General features: G+C 51.2%; 13 protein-coding genes and 1 tRNA gene. 8 read left to right on the forward strand and 6 right to left on the reverse strand.

Annotated features, from left to right (window positions below; all coding sequences use genetic code 11):
• Nucleotides 1–39: 39 nt before the first annotated feature.
• A complete protein-coding gene (locus tag QMZ29_RS22420) occupies nt 40–798 on the reverse strand; it encodes a DeoR/GlpR family DNA-binding transcription regulator (protein ID WP_033636877.1) in 759 nt (252 codons plus the stop codon).
• Nucleotides 799–998: 200 nt separating this feature from the next.
• Here QMZ29_RS22420 and QMZ29_RS22425 point away from each other — a divergent pair, with 200 nt between their 5' ends.
• The gene (locus QMZ29_RS22425) at nt 999–1,715 is read left to right on the forward strand and encodes a helix-turn-helix transcriptional regulator (RefSeq protein ID WP_033636878.1); all 717 of its coding nucleotides are present in this window, start codon (nt 999–1,001) and stop codon (nt 1,713–1,715) included.
• On the opposite strand, the gene QMZ29_RS22430 is transcribed toward QMZ29_RS22425, so the two are convergent.
• The 5 genes from QMZ29_RS22430 to deoC form a co-directional block, all read right to left on the reverse strand.
• The gene (locus tag QMZ29_RS22430; RefSeq protein WP_080287126.1) at nt 1,716–2,408 is read right to left on the reverse strand and encodes an acyl-homoserine-lactone synthase; all 693 of its coding nucleotides are present in this window, start codon (nt 2,406–2,408) and stop codon (nt 1,716–1,718) included.
• A gap of 1,214 nt (nt 2,409–3,622) precedes the next feature.
• Nucleotides 3,623–4,015, reverse strand: a complete 393-nt coding sequence (locus QMZ29_RS22435; protein ID WP_261425339.1) for a VOC family protein — start codon at nt 4,013–4,015, stop codon at nt 3,623–3,625.
• Nucleotide 4,016: 1 nt separating this feature from the next.
• The gene (gene fucP, locus QMZ29_RS22440; protein ID WP_261425338.1) at nt 4,017–5,348 is read right to left on the reverse strand and encodes an L-fucose:H+ symporter permease; all 1,332 of its coding nucleotides are present in this window, start codon (nt 5,346–5,348) and stop codon (nt 4,017–4,019) included.
• On the reverse strand, nt 5,348–6,874 hold the full coding sequence (locus QMZ29_RS22445) for a xylulokinase (RefSeq protein ID WP_261425336.1): 1,527 nt from the start codon (nt 6,872–6,874) through the stop codon (nt 5,348–5,350). The genes fucP and QMZ29_RS22445 overlap by 1 nt, the downstream gene beginning before the upstream one ends.
• Nucleotides 6,875–6,939: 65 nt before the next feature.
• Nucleotides 6,940–7,653, reverse strand: a complete 714-nt coding sequence (gene deoC / locus QMZ29_RS22450) for a deoxyribose-phosphate aldolase (protein ID WP_212637134.1) — start codon at nt 7,651–7,653, stop codon at nt 6,940–6,942.
• Between the two features lie 280 nt (nt 7,654–7,933).
• Here deoC and QMZ29_RS22455 point away from each other — a divergent pair.
• From QMZ29_RS22455 to QMZ29_RS22485, 7 genes are all read left to right on the forward strand, one after another.
• Nucleotides 7,934–8,018 (forward strand) — tRNA-Leu (locus tag QMZ29_RS22455).
• A 483-nt stretch (nt 8,019–8,501) separates the two neighbouring features.
• Nucleotides 8,502–8,798 (forward strand): helix-turn-helix domain-containing protein, encoded by a 297-nt coding sequence (locus QMZ29_RS22460; protein ID WP_127146764.1) that lies wholly within the window; start codon nt 8,502–8,504, stop codon nt 8,796–8,798.
• 4 nt (nt 8,799–8,802) lie between these two features.
• Entirely contained in the window at nt 8,803–10,131 is a 1,329-nt protein-coding gene (locus QMZ29_RS22465) for a type II toxin-antitoxin system HipA family toxin (protein ID WP_164063680.1), read from the forward strand.
• 204 nt (nt 10,132–10,335) lie between these two features.
• A complete protein-coding gene (locus QMZ29_RS22470) occupies nt 10,336–10,881 on the forward strand; it encodes a hypothetical protein (RefSeq protein WP_049204530.1) in 546 nt (181 codons plus the stop codon).
• Between the two features lie 492 nt (nt 10,882–11,373).
• Nucleotides 11,374–13,737 carry a type I restriction-modification system subunit M gene (locus tag QMZ29_RS22475; protein WP_261425246.1) on the forward strand — a complete coding sequence of 788 codons (2,364 nt, stop codon included), beginning with the start codon at nt 11,374–11,376 and terminating at the stop codon, nt 13,735–13,737.
• Entirely contained in the window at nt 13,737–15,107 is a 1,371-nt protein-coding gene (locus QMZ29_RS22480; protein ID WP_261425245.1) for a restriction endonuclease subunit S, read from the forward strand. Before QMZ29_RS22475 ends, QMZ29_RS22480 begins: the two co-directional genes overlap by 1 nt.
• Nucleotides 15,104–18,352, forward strand: coding sequence for a type I restriction endonuclease subunit R (locus QMZ29_RS22485; RefSeq protein ID WP_261425244.1), 3,249 nt, complete (start codon nt 15,104–15,106; stop codon nt 18,350–18,352). Before QMZ29_RS22480 ends, QMZ29_RS22485 begins: the two co-directional genes overlap by 4 nt.
• Nucleotides 18,353–18,391 lie beyond the last annotated feature (39 nt).

An 18,391-nucleotide genomic window follows, 5' to 3' on the forward strand; every position in this document is an offset into this window, starting at 1 on the left:
AGGCGTGGCCGTGGGGCCGCGCCTTTTTTGTTGGGAGGATTAGCTAACGCTCAGCAGCGCGATGCCGGCATCCTGATAGGCCTGCGCGTCTTCCGGCAGGCGATCCAGCACCAGGGTATCGATCTGTGCAGGGGAGGCGAACTGCGCCAGCGAGGTGTTACTCAGCTTGGAGTGATCGCACACTACGATCACTTGATTGGCATGCTCAACCATCGCGCGCTTGGTTTCGGCCAGCATGATGTCGGCCACACAGGCGCCTTGTTTCAGCGACAATGCGTTGGCACCCATAAACGCCTTGTCGATGTTCAGCGTATCCAGCAGCGAACGGCCGTTGATGGCGACCGCGCAGTGATAACCCTTTTTGACGATGCCACCCAGCAGGATGATCTGGATCGATTCGACGTCTTCCAGACTCTTGGCGATCATGAAATCGTTGGTGACCACGGTCAGGTTGCGGCGCTGGCGCAGATGGCGGGCGATCTGCAGGGTGGTGGTGCCAGTATCCAATACGATGATGTCGCCGTCTTCCACCAGGCCGGCGGCCAATTGACCGATTTGCTCCTTGGCGCTGAGGTTCACCTCTTCACGCTGATCGGAGCCGACCTCGAAGCTGGCACGGGTGCGCAGAATGGCGCCGCCGTGGGTGCGTGTCAGCATACCGGCGTCTTCAAGAATGCGCAGATCGGTGCGGATGGTGGCGCCGGAGACGTTAAAGCGCGAGCTCATTTCCCCCACGGAGAGCTTGCGCTTCTCCTTGAGAATGGCGAGGAGTTTTTCCTGGCGCTCTTCTGCGAACATGCTCACTCATTCACTCCTGACAGGCACAATGGACGTGCGGCTAATATACCCCGCGTATCGGCGGCAGGCAAAGCGCTTGCCGGCCGCCGCTGGCAATATTCCACCGGGCATTATCCGTGCGAGATGTGAAGGTTACGGCGCGTCGATCCTTTTTGGTATAGTCTACCCAGCAGCGTATTGGGTAGCGGGGCAGGCAGTTAATGGAATATGAAGAGAATATCAGTCACATTATCAGCAAGCATCTGGAAGCGGCATTAGGCGATTTCGGCGAGCTTATCTGGGCCTACGTGGTGTTATCCAAGAAAGATATGTCATGTATCTTTGGCGTCACCAATTATCCCGGTGAATGGGTAAAGCAATATAAAGAGCAAGGGCTACAATATACCGATCCGGTAGTCATTACGGCGCTCAATCGCCTGACGCCTTTTGCCTGGGATGAAAATCTGATGGCCGGTGCCGGCTTCCGCTTTTCTGAGTTGTTCGAGCAAGCACGCGAATTCGGCGTAGCCGACGGCTATACCTTCGTGTTGCATGATTTTAATAATAATCTGGTGACCCTTTCCTTTACCCTCGCTGCCGAGCGCAAGGCGGAAACCATGCAGATGCTGAATCAGCATAAAGGCGATATTTCGTTGCTGCTGGCATCGACCCATGAGATGTATTTGACGCTGACTTCACTGTCCGAAAAAAACACCGCGCGCCAGGAAAAAAACGCCCGTTTTACCGAGAGAGAAAACGAGATCCTCTATTGGGCCAGCGTAGGGAAAACCTACCAGGAAATGGGTATGATCCTGGGGATCAAAACCTGCACCATCAAGTTTCATATGGGGAACATTGTCAAAAAGCTGGGGGTGGCGAATGCCCGGCATGCTATCCGTTTAGGGATGGAACTTCAGCTGATTAAACCGGTGGGGTGATTAGAATGCAGGTTCGTCGCTCAACGGCCAGGCGTTTAGCATGTGCTCGTCTTGCGTATTCAACTTTTTGAATATTTTGTTTTTTAATGCCTCCTGGCTCTGACGATCAACGTGGCCCAACAGCAAATGAACGGGCTCGTTCTTTTCCGATATGCCTGTCTTCAGCAGCGTGACGTTCCAGCCGGAGCTTTTGATGATATGCAACATCGGATGGCTGGAGACGGCCAGTATGCCGTCATAGCCGTGTTGCCGCGCATAGTTGATCAGCGATAAGAACAGCGCCAGAGTCACAGGGAACCGGCGACCCAGCAGTGACTGGGTTCTTTCTTTATCGACGAAAAAGCGTGTGGATTCGATGAAATTCCCTTCTGGAATGACGATGTCATGAAAGAAAGAGGAAAATGCGCTGTTCAGCATATTCTTGTGTTTCATATCAATCATCCTGGTACCACAAACTATCATGTTGTCCTTTACGCCAAATATATAGTTTGTCTTATCATTATCAAACTCATCCAGCTCCTTGCCGTCTGAACAGTTCACGGCCCATTGCAGCCTGTCTTTAAAGACATTTTTCCTTAAAACATAAAGATCTGCTGATTTTTCGGTGCTCATTGATGCGTAGTTGGTGCTGTAAATATTAAACATAATGTTACCTTTGAATAAATTAAGAGAAATAACTTTATCCAGTAACATCAGCGAAGTTTCACTACGAGCATGCCGGTGCGTGAGAATGATAAGGCTTTTTAAGCGATCGGCGCTAACCTTATTATGCCGTGCCGCGAGGCAGTTTCAGGGCAATGGCACAGTGAACACAGCAGGCCGGCGAAATTGAACGGCCTGGCCGATTAAAGACAGGAGAGGATTCCAGAATTGCTATCATGGGCTGCCCGGCCTTGTCTGCCATGGCGAAATATTAACTGGTGATTTTATAATGAATGGTGTCTTAATTATTTTAATAGTGAATTGGTGATATTTTCCTACTGAAGATTTGCCTATAAGGCATGACTTCGTCGTCCCGCAGAGGAATAAGCGTGAAAATGGCGGCCAGTGTGATTTTTACAGTATGTCCTCGGACCTGTACTCCTGCGTGACCAAGTCCGCTATTAAAAAATATCTGATAGAGATCACATTATTGTAATGACAGGAACGGTGCTATTTCGTGATGGTTCTGCGGGTATGTTGGGTTGCTGGGTGAAATGAGCAATGTGTGGTGGTCTTGATAGAACGCCGTGGCGGCTGAGATACAGAGCGAAAAATAGTGCTAGCACCTGATTTCCGCTATGTGAAATAATAACCCAACTGAACTGATGAAGGTCTAGTAGGGTACTATACTTTAGTCTAACTAGCTTCTAACTCCCTAAGGCGATACACTTTTCTAGTCAATTTTTGATGAAAAAAACATAAAAAAAACCTGACCTCTTAGGGTCAGGCTGCCAAGATCGGCCAACACCAGGGAAAATTTTCTTACACCATCTTAAAGCTATCAACTCAGCAGAGGCAAGTGTTCTCTGCTGGTTTTTAGCTTTGGGTTGCTGTTTTGTTACGTATGCACGCTATTTTCTGTTGGTTCTAGATAAAATCCCATATCAAGAAATAACATATCTCCCCTGACAACCCCGTTCCCATTGACTTATTCCAGTTATGACTGCCGTAGATGAAAAAATAGTGTTGTCGAAATGTTGTGCAAACATATTTTTTATTGGCTGAATTATTGTGATGCAATTATTTTCAGCATTGTTATCCCGGTTCGGGATTATTTGGCATCGTTTACATAGATCGGGGGAGTAACAAGCATAACCCGACAAGCGGCGAGCCAAGGTTATAAAGACGCGTGAGCTGACAAAAAAGCGAATGAGGCCCGATGGCTTATAACAGCCATCGGGCCTTGTGCTATGTGGGAAGAAACATTACAACGGTTGGCTGAACTCCACCCGCTCACCGTCCGGCCCGGCGATCATCAGATAGCGCACGCCGTTGGCGCCGCTGGGCTGCAGCGTCGGCCCTTCAATCACCGGATAGCCCAGATCCGCCAGCCAGCGTTGCGTGGCCGCCAGATCGGTGACCCGCAAAGCGATGTGGTCGATACCATAGGCACTGGTGGGGCGAGTCAGCCCTTCGGCGGGTAGCTGGTATAACTCCAGCGTTAACTCACCCAACTGCAAAAACTGTACGGTGACGGGGCCGCTGAGCGCCAGCGTTTGCCGGGGTTCGAAACCGAGTGAACGATAGAAGCCGGCGGCTCGTTCGATATCGGCGCAGCGCAAACCGACGTGCATCAGCCCGTTAATTCGGTGTGCCATATCAAATCCCCTTGCGTGCGCAGTAGAAGCCATAGAAGGCGACGTAGGCGAAGCAGACCAGCGGCACCGCGAAGGCGATCTGCATATCGCCGCCGTTGAGATCGGAGATGATGCCCATGATTAGCGGCACCACCGCGCCGCCGATGATCGACATCACTACGATCGAACCGGCCACCTGAGTTTCTTCGCCCAGCCCTTTGATCGTCAGGCCAAAGTTGGTTGGCCAGCACAGCGCCATGCAAAAGTTGACGCCCATGATCGCCACCACCGCCAGCAGGCTTTGAATATTGACGGCCAACAGCAACAGCAGCACGCATACCGAACAGAACACGCCGAGCAACCGCGCCGGGCTGAACTTTTTCATCAGTGCGGTGGTGACCACCTTGCCGGCCGAGTAGCAGACCAGCGTGGCCAACAACCAGTAGGTGGCCGAATGCTCGGTTGCCCCCTGCTCAATCATTTGCACAAAACGAATGGTGAAGCTCCACAGCCCTACCTGCGCGCCGACATACAGGAACTGCGATAACACCCCCAATCGGAAGCGCGGCAGCGCCAGCAGGATCTTCAGCGATTGCATCAGCGGTTTGCCCGCTCCCTGGTACGAGCGTTGGGTTTTGCAGGCGGGGAATTTCACCGCCACGAAGATCAGCGCCAGCACGATCAGCACGCTGCCGATGATCAGATAAGGCGTGACCACCTGCGACACCATCTGGGTGCGCGCCGCTTCGGCTGCCGCCGCCGACATCTGTAGCAGCTCGGCGTGGCTGGGATCGTTTTTGCCGAACACCAGCTGTTGGCCGATCAATACGCCAAAAATGATCCCCAGCGAGTTGAAGATCTGCGAGAAGTTGATGCGCTGGGTGGAGGTTTCCAGCGGCCCCAGCAGGCTGGAGTAAGTATTGGCGGAGGTTTCCAGGAACGACAGCCCGGTGGCGATCACCCCCAGGCAGGCCAGGAAAGCGCCGTAGGTCATGATCTGCGCTGCAGGGATAAACAGGAAGCAACCGAGCGCGTACAGGCACAGGCCGATCACGATCGCCACCTTGTACGAGTAGCGTTTGATCACCGCTGCGGCGGGCAGCGCCATCACGAAGTAGCCGAGGAAGAAGATCGACTGCACCAGTGCGGTTTGGGTATCCGACAGATCGAAGCCTTTTTTGAACTGGGCGATCAGAATATCGTTCAGGTTGCCGGCCATGCCCCACAGGGCGAACAGGCAGCAGACCAGCATCAGCTGCAGCCAGGGCGTGGCGGGCAGATAGGCGCTGCGGTCGATGCTTTCGGCCGCGGCGTGTTGCGCCACGTCGCCCTTATTAATCAGAGAGTCGCTCATTACGGTGTTCCTTCATCCGGAGAAAAAGAGAACGAGCTAATAACGTCAAGCTGCTCGTAGAGGGGCTGCGCCTGGCGGTAGAGCTGTTCGAACAGCTCGAAGCAGCGCAGGTAGTGCTCGTGCTGGCGTGGATCGGGAGTAAATTCGCGCTCGATGCTGACAGTGCGGCTCACCCCTTGGGCGAAACTGCTGAATAACCCGACGCCGACCCCGGCGACGATCGCGCAGCCGGTGGTGCCGTTCTCCTGATTGCGCGTCTGCAGCAGCGGCAGGTTATAGACCGAGGCTTTGATCTGCAGCCACAGCGGGCTGCGCGCGCCGCCGCCGGAGGCGATCATTGCCTCCGGCTCCTGTGCGTGGCGCCTGAGCTGCTGCAGATTACGCAGGGAGGCCAGCGCTACGCCTTCCAGCACCGCGCGGTAGAGATGCGGCTGCCCATGCTTGCGCTGCAGGCCGAAGAACTGCGCGCGCGAGTTGGTGTGTTCCGCCAGCCGCTCGCCGGTTAGGTAGGGCAGGAACAGCAGCCCCTCGGCACCCGGCGGCACCTCGGCCGCCATATCGAGCATCTGTTGGTGGCTGAGTTGGCCGGCGCTTAGCGCCGAACGCGCCCAGCGCATGGCGTCGCCACCGGCATCGAGCAGGGTAAAGCCGCCCCAGGCCGAGTTGGCCAGGTGCAGGTTGTTGACGCTGGCAGAGAGCAGCGGGTGTTCCGAGACCACGGTGAGCAGCGTGGAGGTGCCGGTGCTGTCGGAGGCGATGCCAGCCTGATAGACGCCGGAACCGAGCAGGGTAGCGGCCATATCCGCCGTGCCCGCTACTACCGGCACGCCCGGCGGCAGACCGGTAACGCTTGCCGCTGCGGGCGTAATGTGGCCAATCACCTCGCTGGAGAGGTGGATGGCGGGCAGCTGATCGGCGCGCAGCCCGAACTGCCGTAGCGCCTCTGGCGACCACTGCAGCGTGGCGCTGTCCATCAGGTAATAGCAGGAGGCTTCACTGTAGTCGGTGGCGCGTACGCCGCAGAGCCGGAAATTGACGTAATCCTTAGGCATCAACACCGTGGCGATGCGCTCCCACTGCGATGGGTGATGCTCACGCAGCCAGGCCAGCTTGAACGCCGGCCAGGCGGCGGTGGGGGGATTGTTCAACAGTTCGAGCCAGGGCTGCGGCGGCTGTTGGTGGCTAAAGCGCGCCACCTGCGGCTGCGCGCGTTTGTCGTTCCACAGCATGGCGCGATCGACGACCAGCTCGCCGTCGGCATCGAGCAAGACCGTGCCGTGCATCTGCCCGCAGGCGCCGACGGCGGCGATACGCGGCCAGTATTCGGCGTAGCGCGCGTACAGCTCCTGCGTACACTGGCAGACAATCTGCCACCACAGTGAAGGCGGTTGTTCCGACCAACCGGCCTGCTGCGTGATCTGTTCGTACTCACGCTGGGCGAAGCCAAGGATTTCCCCGGTGTTGGTGACCAGCCCGGCGCGGGTGCTGCCGGTGCCGATATCAAGGGTAAGAAGTAAATCTTTCATTGTTATCACTCCCGTGGCGGATGGTGCGGGCCACCCGCAGAAGCGTGCGCTGGGATCGCGCAAGATTAGTTATCGTTCAGCTCTGGGAACAGGCCTGGCTCCTGTTCGAGCTGCTCCAGCACGCGCTGGGTGGCCGCCGCGCTCATGCCAAAGCGGCGTACGCCCAGCCGATACAACGCGCGCACCGTGTCCAAATCGCGAATGCCGCCGGCCCCTTTGATCTGGATGCGGCCACGCAACTGATCGGCGATGATCGCCACTTTCTCTACCGTGGCGCCGGTCGGTGCCCAGCCGGTGGAGGTTTTCACCCAGACCATGCCGACTTCGACGGCGATATCGCACACCCGACGGATCTGCTGCTCGTTCAGATAGTGCGTCTCCAGAATGACTTTGGCTGGCACCGGTGCGGCGGCCTCGACTACTCGGCGCAGATCTTCACGCACGTAGCCGTAATCCCCCGACAGCACCTTACCGATGTTCACCACCATATCGACCTCGCGCGCGCCCTCGGCGATCAGCTGGCGCACCTCCTGCACCTTGAGATCGGTGGTCTGCCCACCGCCGGGAAAGCCGACCGGCCCGCCAATCATCACGTCCGCCTGGCCGTGCTCCGGCAGCAGGGTACTGAGGAAACGCGTCCAGCACGGCAGCACGTGCACCGAGATGATGCGATAGCGGCTGGCCAGCGCGGCGCAGTGGCGCACGTCTTCCTCGGTATTGGTGGCCTGCACCGCGCTCAGATCGATCAACCTGGCCATGCGTCTGGTTGTTTCATTCATTGCGATTATCCTTCTTTTGTTTTCATTTGATTTTATTTGTTCACCTTATTCTCTTTCATATAGCTTTAAAATCAGCATTTGGTGAAATTGTGATCGGTTCTGCGGTTTTGTTATAGGGGGTATGAAAGTGCGGGAGGAAGATGCGGCAAATGCCGCAAGTAAGAGGGTAAACGGGGATTGTGACGCTTTTTTCGACATTTAACTCATTGAATGCCTGATAACTCTTGCGCACCGATCGCGGGAAGGTATAATGCACCCGTTTTCCGCATACTACTTCAGTGCCGAAGTGGCGAAATCGGTAGACGCAGTTGATTCAAAATCAACCGTAGAGATACGTGCCGGTTCGAGTCCGGCCTTCGGCACCATTAAGTACCGCGTGAACAAGAAGCCACCGAAAGGTGGTTTTTTTGTGCCTGGAATCTGCCTGCCGCAATTACCTACCCACTTTACACTGTATTGACGTATTTCCCATTTCAGTAAAAACCGGATCTTCCTGATGTTTTACTAATATATATCTATTTGATATTAATAATTAAAATTTCGTTTTGTTGGGATCTTTTGGATCAAGGCGTTCTCGAATAGAGGAAGGGATCACGCGGGCGTTAACGCGACCTGCACTGATGGGTATCAGAGAAGATTGTTAATGCCCCGGAGTAAATTTTGCCAGAGGCTATTGAACGTCACCACTCCGTTTCGCAGCTAGCTTACTCTTCAGATTAACAGCTTATAAGCTGTATTAATAATAAAACACCCTATGAGCTGTATTTTGCATTTACAGCCTGTAAGGTGTAACGTGGGTAAAACAGCCTATAATCTGTACACAGCGATAAGCCAGCGAGCCGCTATCTATGAATACCGTCTATCCGTTAAAAACACTGAGCCAGTTACGCCCCTTGCTGGTGGGGTTTCGTAAAGCAAAAGGTCTGACGCAAAAAGACGTCTCGGAGAGGCTGGGCGTCACCCAACAGACCTATGCGCGCCTGGAGTCAAACCCTGCATCAGCCAGTCTGGAGCGACTTTTTAGAGTGTTCAATGTGCTGGGGATTGAAATGGTGCTTTCTTCAGAGCTTGCCTCTCCAGGGGGTGAAACGGAAGAAATCTCTACAATTCATATAGACTCGCCGGCAAGACGGGAACAGTGGTGACGAAATGCGTCGTTCGCAACAACGGTTAGCTATCTGGATGAACGGTATTCCGGTGGGATACTGGGAAAAGCGTAAAGGCGAAGATCGGCTGGAGTATCTGCCTGAGTGGATTGCAGATAGTCAGGGGAGGCCTTTGTCGCTTTCTTTGCCTTTCACGCCAGGGAATCAGCCTTATCGCGGTAGCGTGGTACGCGATTATTTCGATAACCTGCTGCCGGATAGTGAGGGGATCCGCCGACGTTTGGCTATGCGCTATCATGCCGACAGTCTGGACCCTTTCGATTTATTGGCCGAACTGGGTCGCGACTGTGTTGGTGCCATACAGCTTCTCGATATCGGTGAGCAACCTGCTGATATCTTTTCCATCAGGCAGCGTCCGCTTGCAGAGGCGCAAATCGCCGAAATGCTCCGCAATACTGCCACGACGTTACCGGGGCTGCAGGGACAGGATGACGATCTGCGTTTATCCATCGCCGGCGCTCAGGAAAAAACGGCGCTGCTGTGGCATGACAACCAGTGGTGTTTACCTGAGGGAAATACGCCGACCACGCATATTTTCAAATTAGCGCTAGGCCTGGTGGGAAACATGCGGGCCGATATGCGCACGTCCATCGAGAATGAATGGCTCTGCTCCATGATTGTTGAACACTATGGTGTGCCGGTAGCAAGTACCCATATTGCGCAGTTTGAAGATCAAAAGGCACTGATCGTAGAGCGTTTTGACAGAAAATTATCAAGCGACAAACAGTGGTGGATCCGCCTGCCGCAAGAGGATATGTGCCAGGCTCTGGGCGTTTCGCCGCTGAGGAAGTATCAATCAGATGGTGGCCCCGGTATTACCGATATTATGGAAATTCTGAGTCGCTCGGAACAGGCTGAAACAGATCGCAGGCACTTCTTTAAAGCGCAGATTATTTTTTGGCTGCTGGCCGCGACAGATGGCCACGCAAAGAATTTCAGTCTTGCGCATTTACCGCAAAATCGTTACCACCTGACGCCACTGTACGATGTGCTATCGGCCTGGCCGCTGATTGGCCCGGGCAATAACCAGATAGCCTGGCAGAAGTGCAAACTGGCGATGGCCGTTCGCGGGAGCAGTAACCATTACCTGCTTAACCAGACCCGACGCCGCCACTGGATAAAACACGGTGAAATAACCGGGTTAGGCCAACAGGAAGTTGAATCCATTATTGAAGAGCTGCTGGCAGCAACTCCGGGAGTGATTGAACGTGTCATTGGACTACTACCGGATTCGTTCCCAGCCGAATTAGCGGAATGCATTTTTGATGGTATCAGGCAACAGTGCGCGCGGTTGGCAGGGGGACGATGGTAGGAACTGGTCACCTATGACGATCAGGTTGCTCAAAATATCACCCTTTGCCGTGGGTTTTTATTAATAGACAATAGTTTCAGTTCCCACATTGTACGGCTTAAAAAGTAAATAACGTTTACAGCTATAGGTCGTATTCAGCACGTTGTAATGCCGCGTAGTAACATCACATTGAAGCAGATAATTTTTCATAAGGAAACACCGTTTATGCGCTATTTTTTGACAAGATACAGGGATTCGATCCTCGCTTTTACAGGCATAGTCATTGCTAGTATCTCACTTGGGTTTGCTATCTGGCAGGGAAAAGAGCAAATCAAGCACAATCATATTTCTGTAGAGCCGAGGATAAATGCTTATTTTTCCAATGATAGCCGTAAAAAACAGTGGGGGATTTATGTTACCAACAACGGTATGGGAACAGCCTTTGTTAAAGGAATTACGGTGATAGTAAATGGTAAACCCGTCGATGCCGTTGACAACAATATCTTCTTCGGCGCTGTTCTGGCGTTAGGACTTCGCGCAGAATGTTTTGCGATTGGAGGTCCGCGTCTCAATGATTCTTTCAAGGTGGGAGAAGAAATATTTCTGGTAGAGGCAAGAGATTCAGATAAAAGCTGTGCGGGTGATCTATTGAGCTTGAAATGGGCTTCACAACAACCACTGCAACTGGACTTTGTGCTGGATACGGAGTCCATCTATGGCGATCATTTTCGCTATACCTACTCACAGAATCGGCAGGTAAGACTGGATTAACATCTAGAAAATACAATGTGAGATTACTGGTGTCGCTCCAGGCCCAATCAAGATACGAAAATTGCTCATGAAAGACGACTTAGTTAGGAAATTTAATTATGTGGTGATAGGTCTTTCTCTGGGTAACGACGCTTAATATAGTGGTAATTATGCGGGTTTGTTTAAAAGTGCTAAAAAAGCAACCTCAAATCAAGTGATGCAAGATTCAACTATCCCCATAATTTCTTTGGGTTTTTTCTGTAATGAATATCAATCAATATGGGGTTGTTAACCTAATAATCATTCTCTAAAAATATAATATCATTTTATATAAATCAATCTGTACGATTATATAGAACGATGTACTGATGGTAAGTTGGGTGAGCTTTCATGCTTCTTTCTTAGCCTGTGCCTGCTGACAGGTGAAAATCACTGTGCACCGATGTCACAGCAAGCAGTATTGATTCATGTATAATCTACCCATCTTTACATGTCCCCTTTCAGGTTATTGATATGGCTAACACAAATTTCTCTCAAACGGCTGCTTTCATCTGGGCGGTTGCCGATCTGCTTCGCGGTGATTTTAAACAATCCCAGTACGGGCGGGTGATCCTGCCGTTTACACTGTTGCGTCGCCTTGAGTGTGTGCTGGCGGGCACCAAAGAAGCGGTGCTGGCAGAGGCGGAGAAACTGAAGGCCAGCCCTCTACCGGAAGAAGGGCGAGAGAAGTTTCTGTTGCGTGCGACCAAAGGGCTGTCTTTCTTCAATACGTCGCCGATGGATCTCGGCAAGATGGGGCAGAACGACATCAAGGCCAATCTAGAGAACTACGTACAGTCGTTCTCGAAGGATGCACGTGAAATCTTTGAACACTTTAAATTCAGTGAGTTTGTCGGCCTGCTGGAAGATGCCAACTTGCTATACAAAGTCGTTAAGAAATTTGCCACCACCGACCTGAGCCCTAAAGCGATTTCTAACCATGATATGGGCTTGGTGTTTGAGGAGTTAATCCGTCGTTTTGCGGAGAGCTCTAACGAGACGGCAGGGGAGCACTTTACCCCACGCGATATCGTGCGTTTAACCACCTCATTGGTATTCATGGAAGATGATGAGGCACTCTCTAAAGAGGGTATTATCCGCACCATTTACGACCCTACCGCCGGCACGGGTGGTTTCCTCTCATCGGGTATGGAATACGTGCACGAACTGAATCCCAAAGCCGTGATGCGTGCCTTTGGCCAGGAACTGAACCCCGAGTCCTACGCTATCTGTAAAGCCGATATGCTGATCAAAGGCCAGGATGTCAGCCGTATCAAGTTGGGCAATACGCTCTCTAACGATCAGCTTGCGCAGGAGCAGTTCGACTATATGCTTTCTAACCCACCCTTTGGCGTGGATTGGAAAAAGATTGAAGGTGAGATTAACGACGAACATCAGCAGAAAGGCTTTAACGGGCGCTTTGGCCCAGGCCTACCGCGTGTCTCTGATGGCTCCCTTCTATTCTTGATGCACCTGATCAGCAAAATGCGCGACAGCCACAATGTGGATGGTAGCGTAAACAATGGCGGGCGTATCGGGATCATCCTCAACGGTTCACCGCTGTTTACCGGCGGGGCAGGCAGTGGTGAGAGTGAGATTCGCCGTTATATTCTGGAAGCCGATTTGCTGGAAGGTATCGTCGCATTGCCGACCGATATGTTCTACAACACTGGCATTGCGACCTACGTCTGGATTTTGTCGAACAAGAAAGCGCGAGCGCGTAAAGGTAAAGTGCAGCTGATTGATGGCACTAACCTGTGCGGCAAGATGCGAAAATCGCTGGGTTCTAAACGTAATCTGATGGGCGAGGACGATATCAAGCTTATCACCCGCACCTTTGGTGATTTTGAGGCGGTGGATGCCACCCCGCTTGAAGAACTTGGGATGGAAAAAGCGGCAGCACAAAAATCCAACCGTGGGCGTCAACCTATCAGCGCTAAAACCGAAGCGCTGAAAACCTTTGCCAGCAAAATCTTTAACAGCACCGATTTTGGCTATCGTCGCCTGACCATTGAGCGCCCTTTGCGCTTATCTGCACAGCTCACCGATGAAGCGATTGCCACGCTGCGCTTTGCACCGAAGCCGTTTAACGCCCCGATGGAACGCCTGTATGAAGAGTTCGCTGCCCAGTGGCATGACGGTAACTACGGTGATTTCTCCGATATCGAAGCAGAAGCCCGAACAATTATCAAAGCCGAATTTACCGAGCTGAAGGAGAAGCAGATTAAAGATCTGCTCGACAGCAAATTGTGGCTGGCACAATGCGCATTGATGGCTAAAGCTCAGCAAATCCAGACAGTATTAGGCGCTCAGGCAGGTGGAAAAGCGCTGGTTAGCAACGATTTCAATCAGTTCCAGCTCACGCTAAAAGGGGCAATCAAAACGGTTGGTGTGAAGCTGGACACCAAAGAGAATAAGCAGTTTATCGATGCAATTACCACTAAGAACCCGGATGCTGAGCCGGTGGTAAAAAAGGTTCTGAAAGAGGCCGCCCAGCCACTGTACGGCGCATTTGAGTACAAAGGCAAAGTAGTGGAGTTCGAGCAGGATGGTGACCTGCGTGACAACGAGAACGTACCGTTAAATCCCGCCGTTTCCACCAGTGAACTGATTGAGAGCTACTTCACAACAGAAGTGCTGCCGCACGTGGCCGATGCCTGGATTAATGCCGATAAGCGTGACGCGAAAGACGGCGAAATTGGCATTGTCGGTTATGAAATTCCGTTTAACCGCCATTTCTACGTTTATCAGCCGCCGCGCCCGCTGGAAGAAATTGATGCCGATCTGGACGCCGTTAGCGCCGAGATTATGAAGCTGTTGCAGGAGGTCCATTCCTAATGGCTAAGTATAAGGCGTATCCGGACTATAAGGATTCTGGGGTTGAATGGTTGGGGGGAATTCCTAAGCATTGGAGTGCTATTCCTTTGAAATTTCTATGCACATCCAATGATCAAGTTATTTCTGAATCAGCAGAGCAAGATTACGAAATTGAATATGTTGATATTGGAAGTGTGAACTCATCACAAGGCATAACAAAAACAGAAACCATGTTATTGTCCAAAGCGCCGTCTAGAGCGAGACGTTTGGTAAAAGATGGTGACGTAATTATTTCCACTGTTAGAACCTACCTGGAGGCTATTTCACCAATAATTAATCCTCCTGAAAACATGGTTGTTTCTACTGGTTTTGCGGTAATCAGACCCTCCTTAGGATTAAATCATTATTTTGCCGCATATTGTCTTCGTGCTAGTGGTTTCATAAAGGAAGTGGTAGCTCGTTCTGTTGGTGTGAGTTATCCAGCAATTAATGCTTCAGATCTAGTAAATATACTAGTCCCTAATATGCCATTAACGGAGCAATTAAGGATTGCAAACTTTCTCAAGCACGAAACCGCAAAAATCGATAACCTGATCGAGAAGCAACAGCAACTGATCGAACTGCTGAAAGAAAAACGTCAGGCAGTGATTAGCCATGCCGTCACCAAAGGGCTAAACCCTGATGTGCCGATGAAAGATTCTGGCGTTGAGTGGTTGGGGGAAGTTCCGGAAGATTGGCAATTAAAGCAACTACGTCATTTGTGTAGCTCGAAGGGAGGTGGTACGCCTTCGAAAAATAATCCAAAATTTTGGATTGGTGATATACCTTGGGTTTCTCCGAAAGACATGAAAGCTCAATATATTTATGATGCTGAAGATCATGTCAGTGAAGAGGCTGTTAAGTTATCTTCAACAAAGAAGATACCTATTGACTCAGTTTTGATTGTTGTTCGCGGTATGATATTAGCTCATTCCGTACCAGTGTCAATAAACAAAGAAATAGTTACGATAAATCAAGATATGAAAGCGCTTATACCAAATGAAAATATTACTTCTGAGTACTTTTATCTTGTTTTGACTGGTTTTAAACGTTTTTTATTAGAATTAACTGATAATTCAGCACATGGCACTAAGTGCTTGAGAACAGATCTTTTAGAAAAATTATGGATTCCATTGCCATCAATAAAACAGCAAGAGGAAATTATTAGAAATGTTAATGAGCTAGTAGCTAAACTCGATAGCCTCGTTCTTCGACAAGAAGAAGCCAAGAAGTTACTCCAAGAACGCCGCACCGCCCTAATCTCCGCCGCTGTCACCGGTAAAATCGACGTACGCGACTGGGTTGCACCTGATATGCAAGACGCTGAGGAGCCACAGGAGACCACTGCATGAGTATGGACACCACTAAAGAGCTGATTTTCCAAAATGAAATGATTGCTCAGATGGTCGAAACGGGTTGGATTGTTGGTAAAGGCGACGGCTACGATCGCGAGCGTGCGCTATATTCGCAGGATGCGCTGACCTTTGTGCAAACCACGCAGCCGCAGGAGTGGGAAAAGTTTTCAAAGATTTATCCTACCGATACCGAACGTCACTTCCTCGATGCGTTGGTCGCTCAGCTGAGAAAAGCGGATATCAACGCTACCGATATGCTGTCGCGGACCTACGGCACCCTCGGCGTATTGCGGCACGGGATCAAAAGCCATAACGCCCGGTTTTCCCTGTGTCAGTTTAAGCCTGAGCATAGCCTCAATCCGGAAACGCTCGCCCGTTATCAGCAGAATATCTGCCGTATTGTGCCGGAGCTGGTGTATAGCCCACATGCTTCGAAAGCGGCATTTGAAGAGGCTGGTACAAAAGCGAAAAAGTGGCGTATCGATCTGGTGTTGTTCGTCAACGGTTTGCCGGTAGCAACGTTGGAGCTGAAGTCTGAGTTTAAGCAGGCAGTGCAAAACGCCATTACGCAATATAAGAAAACGCGTTTACCAAAGGATCCCGTTACCAACAAGCCGGAACCACTGCTTACTTTCAAACGCGGGGCATTGGTGCACTTTGCCGTCAGTCAGTACGACGTGTTTATGGCGACCAAACTTGACGGTGATAAAACCTTCTTCCTGCCATTTAACAAAGGTACTCACGACGGTGGTGCGGGGAACGACATCCCGGAAGATGCGAACGATTACGCTACTCGCTACCTGTGGAATGAGGTGCTGCTCCCGGACAATTTGCTGAAAATTCTTGCTAGCTTTGTGCATCTACAAATCGAAGAGAAAGAAGAGTGGAATGGTCTCAAGGGCAAGAAAGAGAGTCTGATCTTCCCGCGTTATCATCAGTGGGATGTCGTGAACAAACTGATTATCGCTGCGTCGGAAGAGGGCACTGGCAATAAGTATCTCATTCAGCACAGCGCGGGCTCCGGTAAATCTAACTCCATTGCCTGGACCGCCCACCAACTTTCTCGGTTGCATGATGAGCAAGGTGAGAAGCAATTCCACTCGGTGATCGTGGTGACGGACCGTACCGTGCTGGACGATCAGCTCCAGGACACCATCTACCAGTTTGAGCATCAGGATGGCGTGGTCGGGCGTATCAATAACAAAGAAGGCGACGGTTCTAAATCGGAGAAGCTGGCTAGCGCGCTGGAAAACTCGCAGCCAATTATTATTGTTACCATCCAAACCTTCCCGCATGTGCTGAAGGCGATTGAGAACAGCGTCAGCCTTAAGCAGCGTAAGTATGCGGTGATTGCTGATGAGGCGCACTCTTCTCAGAGTGGTTCTACGGCACGTCAGTTGAAAGAAGTACTGATGACGGAGGAAATGGATGACGATGCGGTGATGACCTCGGAAGATATTCTCGATGCCACCGTCGCCGCACGTAAAGGCAGCAACAATCTCAACTACTATGCTTTTACCGCCACGCCAAAAGCCAAAACGTTAGAGCTGTTTGGCCGTCGGCCTAATCCATTTGAACCTGCCTCAAAAACCAATAAGCCGGAAGCATTTCACGTCTACTCCATGCGTCAGGCGATTGAAGAGGGCTTCATTCTCGATGTCCTGAAGAATTACACCAACTATAAGGTGGCCTATAAGCTTCTGCAGAAGCTGGACGACCCCGATCGGGAAGTCGACAGCAATAAAGCGAAGGTCAAACTGAATCAGTGGGTTGCGTTGCATGAGCATAATGTTTCGCAGAAGGTAAAAGTGATTGTTGAGCACTACCGTAAACATGTGATGCATCTGTTGGGGGGGCAGGCTAAGGCGATGGTGGTCACCAGCTCCCGTAAAGCCGCGGTGCGTTACAAACTGGCCTTTGATAAATACATCGCTGAAAACAACTATCCGAAGATCAATGCCATGGTGGCGTTTTCCGGTGAAGTGGAATTCTATGAAAGTGACCACAATAGCCTTGCGTTGCTGAACCAGAAGTTTACTGAAATCAACATGAACCCTGGGTTGAAAGGCCGAGACATGCGCAAAGCGTTTGAGACTGATGATTACCAGGTGATGTTGGTAGCGAATAAGTTCCAGACCGGTTTTGACCAACCCAAGCTATGCGCCATGTATGTGGATAAAGCGCTGGGCGGCGTGGAATGCGTCCAGACACTTTCACGGCTCAACCGTACTTATCCAGGGAAAAAAGAGTCGGGAACCTTTGTACTCGATTTCTATAATGAGCCGGACGATATTCTGGCGGCATTTCAGCCTTACTACCAAACGGCTGAATTGACCGATGTCAGCGATCCGCAGTTAGTCTTTGAGCTGTTCGAAAAACTTCGCACCAGCGGCATTTTCCTGTGGAACGAAGTGGAGCAGTTCTGCGAAGCGTTCTTCACCAAGAACAAATCCAATGCTGCGATAAGCAATATCTGCAAGCCGGCGGTTGAGCGCTGGAAGCACCGCTACACCTCAGCGATTGATGCCTATGTGTTGGCTAAAGAGATGTTTGAACGCACCAAGAAGACCGGCGATGTGGTGCTGATAACTAATGCAGAAAACAGCTTTAAGACGTGCAAACAGGAAAAAGACAAGCTGGATATCTTCAAAAAAGATCTCGGTAGCTTCGTTCGTTTTTATGAGTTTATGTCGCAGATCGTAGATTACGATGACAAGAGCCTTGAGAAGCTGAGCCTGTTCGCACGGCATCTTCGCCCGTTGCTGCATGAACAGCGTATTGAAGACGATGAGATTGATTTAAGTAATGTGGATATGAGCCATTACCGGTTGTCGAAGCTTCATGAACAACATCTGAAGCTGCAGGAAGATGCGGAAGAATACCAAATCACACCGGGTAACGATATGGGTACAGCGAAGCCAAAGGACAAGAAAGAAGAGTTTCTGTCCAATATTCTGGCGCGCCTGAATGATCTGTTTGTTACGGATAATCTTAGTGATAAAGACATGATCAACTACGCCTTTACCGTGCGTGACAAACTGTCGGAAAACCAGGCGGTGATGACGCAGATCGCTAACAATACGCGTGAACAGGCGATGCTGGGTGATTTCCCGAAAGCGATCGATGATGCCGTGATGGACAGCAACGAAGCCCAGCATGAGATGATGGTGCAGTATCTGTCCAACCCTGAACTCGCCAGGGGGTTCGCCCGCGTGGTGTTTGATATGCTCAAAGGTGCTTAAAACGGGAGCCGCTTTGGCTTTGTTGTTATAGGGGGCTTC

The sequence above is a fragment of the Serratia sp. PF-27 genome (assembly GCF_030053255.1).
GTDB classification, from domain to species: Bacteria; Pseudomonadota; Gammaproteobacteria; order Enterobacterales; family Enterobacteriaceae; genus Serratia; species Serratia bockelmannii.

Excerpts from the sequence above, each read along its gene's own strand:
- QMZ29_RS22425 (WP_033636878.1), top strand. The coding sequence starts at position 999 with ATGGAATATGAAGAGAATATCAGTCACATTATCAGCAAGCATCTGGAA.
- QMZ29_RS22485 (WP_261425244.1), top strand. The coding sequence starts at position 15,104 with ATGAGTATGGACACCACTAAAGAGCTGATTTTCCAAAATGAAATGATT.
- QMZ29_RS22480 (WP_261425245.1), top strand. The coding sequence starts at position 13,737 with ATGGCTAAGTATAAGGCGTATCCGGACTATAAGGATTCTGGGGTTGAA.
- QMZ29_RS22430 (WP_080287126.1), bottom strand. The coding sequence starts at position 2,408 with ATGTTACTGGATAAAGTTATTTCTCTTAATTTATTCAAAGGTAACATT.
- QMZ29_RS22470 (WP_049204530.1), top strand. The coding sequence starts at position 10,336 with ATGCGCTATTTTTTGACAAGATACAGGGATTCGATCCTCGCTTTTACA.
- QMZ29_RS22435 (WP_261425339.1), bottom strand. The coding sequence starts at position 4,015 with ATGGCACACCGAATTAACGGGCTGATGCACGTCGGTTTGCGCTGCGCC.
- deoC (WP_212637134.1), bottom strand. The coding sequence starts at position 7,653 with ATGAATGAAACAACCAGACGCATGGCCAGGTTGATCGATCTGAGCGCG.
- QMZ29_RS22420 (WP_033636877.1), bottom strand. The coding sequence starts at position 798 with ATGTTCGCAGAAGAGCGCCAGGAAAAACTCCTCGCCATTCTCAAGGAG.
- QMZ29_RS22465 (WP_164063680.1), top strand. The coding sequence starts at position 8,803 with ATGCGTCGTTCGCAACAACGGTTAGCTATCTGGATGAACGGTATTCCG.
- QMZ29_RS22475 (WP_261425246.1), top strand. The coding sequence starts at position 11,374 with ATGGCTAACACAAATTTCTCTCAAACGGCTGCTTTCATCTGGGCGGTT.
- fucP (WP_261425338.1), bottom strand. The coding sequence starts at position 5,348 with ATGAGCGACTCTCTGATTAATAAGGGCGACGTGGCGCAACACGCCGCG.
- QMZ29_RS22445 (WP_261425336.1), bottom strand. The coding sequence starts at position 6,874 with ATGAAAGATTTACTTCTTACCCTTGATATCGGCACCGGCAGCACCCGC.
- QMZ29_RS22460 (WP_127146764.1), top strand. The coding sequence starts at position 8,502 with ATGAATACCGTCTATCCGTTAAAAACACTGAGCCAGTTACGCCCCTTG.